Here is a 10,818-nt window from a genome sequence, read left to right as displayed (position 1 = left end):
AAAGAATATCTCTTATTCCTGACGGAATCATTCTGAAAATAGTAGCGTAAGTAAAAATTCCCCCAAGGCTTTTTGCTATTTCTAAAGCGGCAGTCGATTTGTAGTAATAGGCTTTTCCTGGTTTATATAAAACAACACTATCTATATATTTTTGGGAAATTCCAATATGCTTTATAATTTTTTGTCCTAATTCGGATTGGATAGGGACAAATCTAAACACATCTTTCTTGTCATGTTTTATTACATATTGAACAGACGAATTGCATAAATTACAAACACCGTCAAAGAGAATTATCTTTTTGTTATTTGGTATTCCTTCCATAAATTATTTATTACTATTTAAATAATCTTCTTAATAACTCTTAGTTTATGCGTGTGTTTATTTACTTCGGCATTATAAATTCCAAGATGGTCTAGTCTATCAATGCGAACTTTTCCGCTGGCATGAATGATATAATTATCGTCCATAATAATGCCAACATGTATGATATTTCCTTCTTCATTATCAAAAAAAGCCAAATCTCCAGGTTCGCTTTCTTCGATAAAACTTAACGCTTCCCCTTGGCCTGCTTGCTGTGATGCATCACGAAATAATTTGTAACCATTTAACTTATAAACCATTTGTGTAAATCCAGAACAATCTATCCCAAAAGGTGTTTTTCCGCCCCACAAATACGGCGCATTCATATACATAAAAGCAGTATTGATAAGGTTTGATTTTGGTTTTACACCACTAATTCTTAGCCCTTCAAAAGAAAAATTATCGGTATTTATCGCTTCATAATTTAAGAAAGATAATGAAGATCCAAGAGGAATAGGAATTAATAAATTTTTTGGAGAAGTAATATATTCTATTAAATCAGAGTTTAAAACAATGCTGTCTTTCGATAGTTGTTCAAATTGCTCTTCAGTAATTGGTGCAAACTGTTTGTTGTCTATCCAGCCTTCATAATCATCAAAGAACAAACGAATTTTAGCCCATTTCTGGTTTTTTTCTAAAACAGTAAAATGTTCACCAAACAAAACCTGCGAAACCAATTCGCTTCGGTCGCTAGGCTCTATTCGTAAAGGGATATTGGCTAAATTACAAATTCCAAACATTAAAATTATTTTAAATTTTAAATGATGAATTTTGAATTAATTAAAACTCAAAAATTCATCATTTATATTATTTTCATTTGAAGCTAACCTGCTTTCCGCTACAATCTTTTTGCTTTTTAAAGAAAAAAACAAAAAGGATTTCCGCCTTAATCAGGGCTAGGGGAGAACTGTAAATTTCAAACACTAAAACATTTGAAATTCATCATTCAAAATTCATTAAGCTCTTTCAATCACAATTGCCGATGCACCACCACCACCATTACAAATAGCAGCTGCACCAATTTTAGCATTGTTTTGTTGTAAAACGTTTATCAAAGTAACAATGATTCTTGCTCCAGAACATCCAAGAGGATGACCTAAAGAAACCGCACCACCATTTACATTAATTTTATTATTATCTAAACCAAGAATTTGAGCATTTGCCAATCCCACTACTGAGAAAGCTTCGTTAAACTCAAAGAAATCAACATCAGAAGTTGACAAACCAGCTTTCTTTAAAGCGATTGGTAATGCTTTTGCTGGAGCAGTTGTAAACCATTTAGGTTCTTGTGCTGCATCTGCATATCCTTTTATGTAAGCTAAAGGCTTTAATCCTAATGAAAGTGCTTTTTCTTCACTCATCAATACCATTGCCGCAGCACCGTCATTTATAGTAGAAGCATTTGCAGCAGTAACCGTTCCGTCTTTGGTAAAAACAGCGTTTAAAGTTGGGATTCTGTCTAATTTGACATTAGAATATTCCTCGTCTTTAGAAACTACAATTGGATCACCTTTTCTTTGTGGAATGCTAACAGGAACAATTTCGTTATCAAATTTTCCAGCATCCCAAGCTTTTGCAGAACGCTCGTAAGATTGAATGGCAAAGTTATCTTGGTCTTCACGAGAAATTTTATATTCTGTAGCACATAAATCAGCAAAAACACCCATTGCTTGTTGGTCATAAGCATCAACCAAACCATCTTTTTGCATACCATCAAGCATAGAAGTTGGTCCAAATTTTACACCATTTCTTAAATGAACATAATGTGGAATCAAACTCATGTTTTCCATACCACCAGCTACAACGATTTCTGCATCGCCACACATAATTGCTTGTGCACCTAACATAACCGATTTCATTCCAGAAGCACATACTTTATTTACAGTTGTACACGCTACTTCGTTAGACAAACCAGCAAAAATAGCTGCTTGTCTTGCAGGAGCTTGACCAACACCAGCCTGTACTACATTACCCATATATACTTCATTTACTAAAGCTGCATCAAGATTTATTTTGTTTAATGCACCTTTGATGGCAATTGCACCCAATTGTGGTGCAGGAACGCTAGATAATGCTCCCATAAAACTTCCAATAGGAGTACGAACTGCTGATACTATAACTACTTTTTTCATTTTTGAAATATTCTTAAATTACAGTTGCGAATTTACTAATTTTAAAAAGATTTTATACTTCTTAATGACTTTTTTTTAAATTTAAGGATTATTTAATTTTAAATAACAAGATCAGTTTTGTTGTATAATGTTGATTCTTAAATGTTTTAAATTTTAAAAATAAATAAAATGAAAATAAATAAGCAAAAAGTTGGTAATATTCGTTTGATACCCTACATTTGCAACCGCTTAAAAGAAAGAATTTAATTCTTTATTGGAGAGTTGCCTGAGTGGCCGAAAGGACTTGTTTGCTAAACAAGCGTATGGGTAACTGTACCAAGGGTTCGAATCCCTTACTCTCCGCTTTTTTTCCTTTCGGGGTGTAGCGTAGCCCGGTTATCGCGCCTGCTTTGGGAGCAGGAGGCCGCAGGTTCGAATCCTGCCACCCCGACAAAAGGATGGTCTCGTTAAAAAACGGAACTAATCCGACAACTTTAAGTTGTCACTGAATAAATTTTTTAAGGTTGCGTAGCTCAGCTGGATAGAGCAACTCACTTCTAATGAGTAGGTCCCAGGTTCGAATCCTGGCGCGATCACAAAAAGCCTCGATATTCTTTATCGAGGCTTTTTTATTTGTAATAATTTGAAATTTTATCCCAACCAACCTTCTCTATCTAAGCTTCGATACTGAATTGCTTCTGCGATATGGGTTGAGTTTACTTTGTCTGTAGTTTCTAAGTCGGCAATAGTTCTAGATACTTTTAGAATTCTGTCGAAGGCACGAGCCGAAAGATTTAGCCTTTCCATAGCAGTTTTTAGTAATTGTAATGATGCTTCATCTAGGGCACAATGTTCTCTAATTTGTTTGGTATTCATTTGTGCGTTGTAATGAATATTGTCAAAAAGCTCGAATCTTGTCGTTTGAATTTCACGCGCTGCAGTAACACGTTTTCTAATTTCGACACTACTTTCGCCATTTCTTTTTTCGGTCAATTTATCGAAAGGAACGGGAGTCACTTCTATATGAATATCTATTCTATCCAATAAAGGACCAGAAATTTTACTCAAATACCGATTCATTTCATGCGGAGAAGAAGTATTTGGAGAATCTGGATCATTAAAAAAGCCACTCGGACTTGGATTCATACTGGCTACCAACATAAATGATGATGGATAGGTTATGGTAAATTTTGCTCTCGAAATGGTAACTTCTCTATCTTCAAGCGGTTGACGCATGACTTCTAAAACTTCTCGTTTAAATTCAGGTAATTCATCTAGAAATAAAACACCATTGTGTGCCAATGAAATTTCTCCAGGTTGCGGATAACTTCCACCACCGACAAGTGCTACCGAAGAAGCAGTATGATGTGGGCTTCTAAATGGGCGTTGGTTCATAAGTCCAACATCTTTTACTTTTCCTGCAACGCTATGTATTTTCGTCGTTTCCAAGGCTTCTTTAAGTGTCATTGGAGGCAAAATACTTGGTAAACGTTTGGCAATCATTGTTTTTCCAGAACCTGGAGGTCCAATCAAAATAATATTGTGTCCGCCAGCGGCTGCAATTTCCATGCAACGCTTGATGCTTTCTTGTCCTCGCACTTCCGAAAAATCGAATTCAGGGAAATCTAATGTTTTATAAAATTCGTCACGAGTATTGATGACTGTTGGTTCGAGCGTTCCTTTTCCTTCAAAAAAATCGATAACTTCGAGTACATTTTCTACTCCATAAACATCAAGACCAGCTACGATTGCGGCTTCTTTTACATTTTGTTTTGGTAGAAAAAAACCTTTAAAACCTTCTTCTTTGGCTTTTATGGCAATAGGTAAAACGCCTTTTATGGGTTGCAAACTTCCGTCGAGAGATAATTCGCCCATAATGATGTATTTGTCTACTTCTTCGGATTTTATTTGTCCTGATGCGGCAAGAATTCCTATAGCCAGTGTCAAATCGTAGGCTGAACCTTCTTTTCGTAAATCGGCAGGAGCCATATTTATCGTGATTTTCTTAACGGGAAGATTGTATCCGTTATTTTTTAGAGCAGCAGCAATGCGATAACTACTTTCTTTGATGGCATTATCGGGCAATCCGACTAGATGATAACCGACACCTTTATCTATATTTACTTCGACGGTTATGGTTGTGGCTTCGACTCCGAAAACGGCACTTCCAAATACTTTTACTAACATGGCGTATAATTTTATATTTTCAAAAATAGTGTTTTAACTTATAAAAACAAAAAACCTGCAAAGATTAACTTGCAGGTCAGTATATTAATTATTTTTTATTTAAAAATTCAATTATTTTAAAACAGTAAATTCAATTTTTGAATCATTATATACCTTATGTGTTTGCTTTTTGAAATCTTCTTTTTTTGCATAAAAAATATTTTCTACAAATGTTTGAGGGTTTAAATCTATGAGAGGAAACCAAGTACTTTGTATTTGGATTTGTATTTTATGCCCTTTTTTGAAAGTATGAAAAACATCTTGAAGTTTAATATTTACGGGTGTTTTTTGATTAGGGACAAAAGGTTCAGGTTTAATAAAGCTATTACGAAAACGACCACGCATAACCTCACTTCTTATCATCATGTGGTAATTGCTCATTTTCAAATAAGGTGCAATTTCTTTAGTTTCTGGTTCGGTATTAGGAAATACATCAATTACTTTCACAATCCAATCGGCATCAGTCCCAGTAGTAGCTACTTGTAATTGAGCTAGTATTTCTCCAGCAAGTGTCGTGTCATTATCTAATGATTCGGTTTCAAAAACTAAGACATCTGGTCTTTTAGCCGCAAAACGTTGGTCATCAGTCATGTATTTTCTAGGTGTAATACCTCGTTGTGAGATATCTTCGGAAGAAGGAACAGGTTTTTTAGGATCACTAATGAATTCTTCAAAAGTACCATCATTAGAATTAAGTTTAGTTAATTGTTCATTATTTTGTAAATAATAACCTTGTTTTTCAGTATTTTTAGGAGGCCAAGCATCAGAGCTTTTCCATTCTTTTTTACCTGTATCAAAAACATAAGCTTCAGGTAATGTATTTTCTCCTTTGCCATTGTCTTTTAAAAAATGATGAAAGAAATTTGCTTCTACATTCTTTTGAAAATTTGCCGAAATACTATCTCCAAAATAAATATTTCCTATAATTTGCTTTTCCTTATTTCTTGCCCAGTCTCCATGACTCCAAGGTCCCATAACAATAGTGTTGTAGTTTTTACTGCTTTTTTCAATGGTTTGGTAAGTATTTAACGGACCATATAAATCTTCTGCATCAAACCAACCACCAACAAACATTACGGCTGGTTTTATATTTTTCATGTGCTGTAAAAGACCACGTTTTTGCCAAAATTCATCATAGCTGGAATGGTCTTTTAGCTGTTGCCAAAATTCATCATTTTTAGACATATAAGAATCTAAATTAGTAAGTGGGCCTGCATCTAAGAAAAAATTATAATCGTCTAAAGTATTTGTTTTAGGAAAGGTAAACCAATCATCAGGCGTTCTTTTTGTTTTTTGTGGACCAAATAATGGTGTGGCTTTCCAATAACTAAGTAAATAAGCGCCGTTGTGATGAAAATCATCAAAAAAGAAATCAGAAATACACGCTTGAGGAGAAACAGCTTTCAAAGCTGGATGATTACTTAATAATGAATAAGACGCATAAAAACCTGGATACGAAATTCCCCAAGTTCCTACATTACCATTATTATTAGATACGTTTTTAACCAACCAATCTATGGTATCGTAAGTATCAGAAGCCTCATCAATGTCTTTACTGTTTTTTTTGTTGAGAATAAAACCACGCATATTATCATACAAGCCATCACTCATATATCGTCCACGAACATCTTGATAGACTACAATATAGCCCTCTTTCATCATGACTTCGTTTGGTGCAATATTCTCATCAAATTTATCTAGTCCATAAGGAGAACAACTATAAGGAGTTCTTTGCATTATGATAGGATACTTTTTTGAAGTATCTTTTGGTGAATAAATAGTGGTAAATAATTGTAAACCATCACGCATGGTAATGTGTACTTCTTTTTTAGTATAGTTTTCAGCTACATAATTTGGTTTTTTCTCTTGTGCTGTCAACGAAATTGAAAGCAACAAGAAAATAATTGAGAGTAATTTATTCATTATTTTTAATTTTTATATATACTATTTTTGGTGTTAATATTTTGTTTGGATGTTAAACGTAGGAATACAGTTAATTAATAGATTTTTATGAAACAGTTAATTTCTAATAATCTCGAAACTGCAAATTACTCAAATTCTTATAAATTCCGTTTTCAATTTCAATAAGTTCTTTGTGAGTGCCTTGTTCTGCAATGATACCGTTGTCGAGAACTAAGATAGCATCTGCATTTCTAATGGTAGATAATCTATGGGCAATAATAATACTAGTTCGTCCTTCCATTAGGGTTTCCAGTGCTTCTTGAACCAATTTTTCGCTTTCGCTATCTAAAGAGGAAGTGGCTTCATCAAGGATTAAAATACTTGGGTTTTTTAGCAAAGCGCGAGCAATGGCAATACGTTGGCGTTGTCCTCCGGATAATTTGATGCCTCGTTCGCCAACAATGGTTTCAAATTTTTCAGGAAATCCGTTTACAAAATTGAGCGCATTAGCCTGTTTGGCAGCAATCATAATTTCTTCTTCGGTGGCATCGGGTTTTCCATAAGCAATATTTTCTCTAATGCTTCCGCCAAATAAAATCACATCTTGCGGTACAATACTCATATTACCACGAAGATTTTCTAAATCATAATCGTAAATATTTTTATCGTCAATAAGAATCGTTCCGCTTTCTATATCATAAAAACGAAGTAATAATGAAGAAATTGTCGATTTTCCTGCGCCACTTGGACCAACAATGGCTATTTTTTGACCAAAACTAGCTTTGAAACTGACATCTTTTAAAACCTGAATTTCTTTTCTCGACGGATAAGTAAAAGCCACATTCTGGAAAGTGACTTCTCCTTTTATTTTTTCTTTAATTGACGATTGAATACCACTTATTTTTTCTGGAGTTTCTTCTAACAATTCGAAAATTCTTTCGGTAGAACCAATGGCTTTTTGTAGTTGTGAATACAATTCGGCAATTCCACCAAAAGATGCTCCGATAAATGCTGAATACAATACAAATGAGATTAATTGACCTACATTTTTCATTTCACCGGAAATAGTTAACGTAACTCCATACCAAACCACCGAAACTACTGCTCCAAATAGACAAATGATAATAAATGAAGCGAAAAACCCACGATATTGTCCGCCTTTTATAGCAATTTTTACAATTTCATTTATTTTATTTTTGTAACGATCTATTTCGTACCATTCGTTTGCAAATGCTTTTACATTGGTTATTCCTTGCAGTGTTTCTTCAACAACGACTTGACTTTCGGCGATTTTATCTTGTGTTTTCTTTCCGTATTTTCTGATAAATCTCCCAAAAATTACTGCCGCAACTGCAACTACAGGAACGATAGACATCATCATTAAAGTTAACTTTGGACTAATGGTTGCTAAAATGATAAATCCACCAATAATTAATATAAATTGACGCAAAAATTCGGCAATTGTACTGGTTAGTGTATCTTGAAGTTGAGAAATATCGGCACTTAATCGGCTGTTTAGTTCACCAACTCGCTTTTGAGCGTAAAAAGACATGGGTAATTTTATCAAATTTTTATACAATGCAAATCTCAAATTTGCTAAAGTGTTTTCGGTAAAATTGATAAATAATGACAATCTGAAAAAAGAAAAACCAGATTGTAAGACTAAGATTCCGAACAAACCCAAAGCAATTTTATTCGCTTTATCAATGTCTTTATTAGCAACACAATCTACCAACATTCCTAAAAATTTCGGAAATGCTAATGCCGTAATACTCGTTAGGAATAAGAAAAACAAGCCTACATAAAATTTCCATTTATGATTTCCAGCATATTTGAAGATTAGTTTTGCTTTGTTTAATGAACTTGCATTTATTTTTGATTTTGGTAAATCGTTTTCTACGAACCTGGCCATTTGGTTTTATTTTAATACAAAAATACTACAAATGATAGTTTGATAAATGGTTATGATTTCGGTTTTTAGTTAAATTAATCTTAAAGTCGAAAGTTGAAAAGTCAAAAAAACATTGTCTTTATTAACTTTCATACTTTTAAAATCCTTTCCGAAATTTGAAAATTAAAACATTTTTAAAGTAGTTAAACCAAGACTTTCGACTTTCTGACTTTCGACTTAAAAAAAATTATTCTTGCATAGTATGATATACGTTCATGACGTCATCATCTTCTTCAATTTTTTCGATTAGTTTTTCTACATCAGCCATTTGAGCTTCGGTAAGTTCTTTTGTAATTTGTGGAATACGCTCGAAACCAGAAGATAAAATTTCAATTCCTCTTGTTTCTAATTCTTTTTGAATGGTTCCAAAACTTCCAAAAGGAGCGTAAATTAATATTCCGTCTTCATCTTCAAAAACTTCTTCGGCACCAAAATCGATTAGTTCTAATTCTAATTCTTCAGGATCCATTCCGTTTGCAGGAATTCGGAAATTACAAGTATGGTCAAACATAAATTCGACTGAACCTTGTGTTCCCATGGTTCCGTTACATTTATTAAAATAACTTCTAATATTAGCCACAGTTCTGTTATTATTATCGGAAGCAGTTTCTATCAAAATGGCAATTCCGTGTGGTGCATAACCTTCAAAAAGTATTTCTTTATAGTTTGCAGTGTCCTTGTCGGTTGCTTTCTTAATAGCGCGTTCTACGTTTTCTTTAGGCATATTTACTGCCTTCGAGTTTTGTATAACTGCTCTTAATCGAGAGTTTGCTTCAGGATTTGGACCACCTTCTTTAACCGCCATGACAATATCTTTACCAATTCTGGTAAATGCTTTGGCCATTGCCGACCAACGCTTCATTTTTCTTCCTTTTCTAAATTCGAATGCTCTTCCCATTTCTAAGAATGTATTTATTTTTTAATTAAATGCAAAAGTAATTGTTTCAATGTCAATGTCAAAATCCAATGTCAAAAATCAATTTGATTCTAATTGTCATTGATTTTTGCTATTGATATTGAATTTTGTAATTGACCTATTTTTTATAAAAGGGCAATTTTACCACTTTGGCTAAAACGTCATTTTTTCTAATTCTGATAAAAATATCACTATCAACTGCAGAAAATAATGTTGGTACATAACCTAAACCAATTCCAACATTCATACTTGGTGACATCGTTCCCGAAGTTACAATTCCGATAACATTTCCAGAGGCATCAACAATTTCGTAATCATGACGAGGAACAGCACGTTCTTGCATTTCAAAAGCTACTAATTTTCTAGAAACTCCTTCTTCTTTTTGCTTTTTTAAATTAGCCGAATTGGTAAATTCTTTATCAAATTTTGTAATCCAACCCAATCCTGCTTCTAGTGGCGAAGTGGTGTCATTTATATCGTTTCCGTACAAACAGAACCCCATTTCTAAACGTAAAGTATCACGAGCAGCCAATCCAATTGGTTTGATTCCGAAAGGTTTTCCGGCTTCGAAAATTTTGTTCCAAATAGCTTCTGCATCTTCATTTTTGAAGTAAATCTCAAATCCTCCAGAACCAGTATAACCAGTTGCCGAAACGGTAACATCTTTTAGTCCAGCAAATTCACCAATTTGGAAAGAATAATATGGCATGTTTACTAAATCGATAGCAGTTAACGATTGCATAGCTTCGGCAGCCTTTGGCCCTTGAATAGCTAATAATGAATAACAATCAGAAAGATTTTGCATATCGACACCCAAATCATTGTGAGATGATATCCAGTTCCAATCTTTTTCGATATTCGAAGCATTTACTACTAACATATAATAATTGTCGGCAATTTTATAAATGATTAAATCATCTACAATTCCACCATCATTATTTGGTAAACAAGAATATTGTGCTTTTCCGTCAACTAATTTTGAAGCATCATTTGACGTTACTTTTTGTATTAATGCCAAAGCGTTTTCGCCTTTTAAGAAAAATTCTCCCATGTGAGAAACATCAAAAACACCTACGCCATTACGAACAATCTCATGTTCTGCGTTTACGCCTTCGTATTGAACGGGCATATTGTAACCTGCAAATGGAACCATTTTTGCTCCTAAACTTTCGTGAATGTGCGTTAATGCTGTATTTTTCATTGTGTTTTGAATGTAAATTTTAAGGTGCTAAAGTATTGATTTTTTATGGAGTGACAAAAAGTGTAAGAAGTAATTTTATTATTGTTATAATAATATATTTCGTTTTCTATTTTCAAGCCATTTAAGACGATTTCTATTTTTAAAGTTGTA

At 33.6% G+C, this 10,818-nt stretch carries 8 protein-coding genes and 3 tRNA genes; 3 read left to right on the top strand and 8 right to left on the bottom strand.

The window, feature by feature from the left end:
- The 3 genes from ACH2BG_RS01135 to ACH2BG_RS01125 all read right to left on the bottom strand — a co-directional run.
- The coding region (locus tag ACH2BG_RS01135) for a thiol-disulfide oxidoreductase DCC family protein (RefSeq protein WP_395045895.1) at positions 1–322 on the bottom strand (322 nt) is incomplete at its 3' end.
- A 17-nt stretch (positions 323–339) separates the two neighbouring features.
- Positions 340–1,101 carry an NlpC/P60 family protein gene (locus ACH2BG_RS01130; protein ID WP_395045894.1) on the bottom strand — a complete coding sequence of 254 codons (762 nt, stop codon included), beginning with the start codon at positions 1,099–1,101 and terminating at the stop codon, positions 340–342.
- A gap of 216 nt (positions 1,102–1,317) precedes the next feature.
- On the bottom strand, positions 1,318–2,493 hold the full coding sequence (locus tag ACH2BG_RS01125) for an acetyl-CoA C-acyltransferase (protein WP_395045893.1): 1,176 nt from the start codon (positions 2,491–2,493) through the stop codon (positions 1,318–1,320).
- Between the two features lie 255 nt (positions 2,494–2,748).
- On the opposite strand from ACH2BG_RS01125, the gene ACH2BG_RS01120 reads away from it, so the two are divergent.
- The 3 genes from ACH2BG_RS01120 (at position 2,749) to ACH2BG_RS01110 (ending at position 3,068) form a co-directional block, all read left to right on the top strand.
- Positions 2,749–2,835, top strand: a tRNA-Ser gene (locus ACH2BG_RS01120).
- Between the two features lie 13 nt (positions 2,836–2,848).
- Positions 2,849–2,923, top strand: a tRNA-Pro gene (locus ACH2BG_RS01115).
- Between the two features lie 71 nt (positions 2,924–2,994).
- A tRNA-Arg gene (locus tag ACH2BG_RS01110) sits at positions 2,995–3,068 on the top strand.
- A 55-nt stretch (positions 3,069–3,123) separates the two neighbouring features.
- On the opposite strand, the gene ACH2BG_RS01105 is transcribed toward ACH2BG_RS01110, so the two are convergent.
- The 5 genes from ACH2BG_RS01105 to gcvT form a co-directional block, all read right to left on the bottom strand.
- Positions 3,124–4,659: a YifB family Mg chelatase-like AAA ATPase gene (locus tag ACH2BG_RS01105; RefSeq protein WP_395045892.1), complete on the bottom strand. Its 1,536-nt coding sequence runs from the start codon at positions 4,657–4,659 to the stop codon at positions 3,124–3,126.
- 111 nt (positions 4,660–4,770) lie between these two features.
- Complete coding sequence (locus tag ACH2BG_RS01100) at positions 4,771–6,621, bottom strand: CocE/NonD family hydrolase (RefSeq protein WP_395045891.1); 1,851 nt, start codon at positions 6,619–6,621, stop codon at positions 4,771–4,773.
- Between the two features lie 103 nt (positions 6,622–6,724).
- Positions 6,725–8,512, bottom strand: a complete 1,788-nt coding sequence (locus tag ACH2BG_RS01095; protein WP_395045890.1) for an ABC transporter ATP-binding protein — start codon at positions 8,510–8,512, stop codon at positions 6,725–6,727.
- A gap of 226 nt (positions 8,513–8,738) precedes the next feature.
- Entirely contained in the window at positions 8,739–9,449 is a 711-nt protein-coding gene (locus ACH2BG_RS01090; RefSeq protein WP_091477423.1) for a YebC/PmpR family DNA-binding transcriptional regulator, read from the bottom strand.
- 136 nt (positions 9,450–9,585) lie between these two features.
- A complete protein-coding gene (gene gcvT / locus ACH2BG_RS01085; RefSeq protein WP_395045889.1) occupies positions 9,586–10,668 on the bottom strand; it encodes a glycine cleavage system aminomethyltransferase GcvT in 1,083 nt (360 codons plus the stop codon).
- Positions 10,669–10,818: the final 150 nt, after the last annotated feature.

The sequence above is a fragment of the Flavobacterium sp. genome, from assembly GCF_043779715.1.
Taxonomy (GTDB): Bacteria; Bacteroidota; Bacteroidia; order Flavobacteriales; family Flavobacteriaceae; genus Flavobacterium.
The sequence above is the reverse complement of the archived record's forward strand: the minus strand, read 5'-3'. Positions and strand labels throughout refer to the sequence as shown.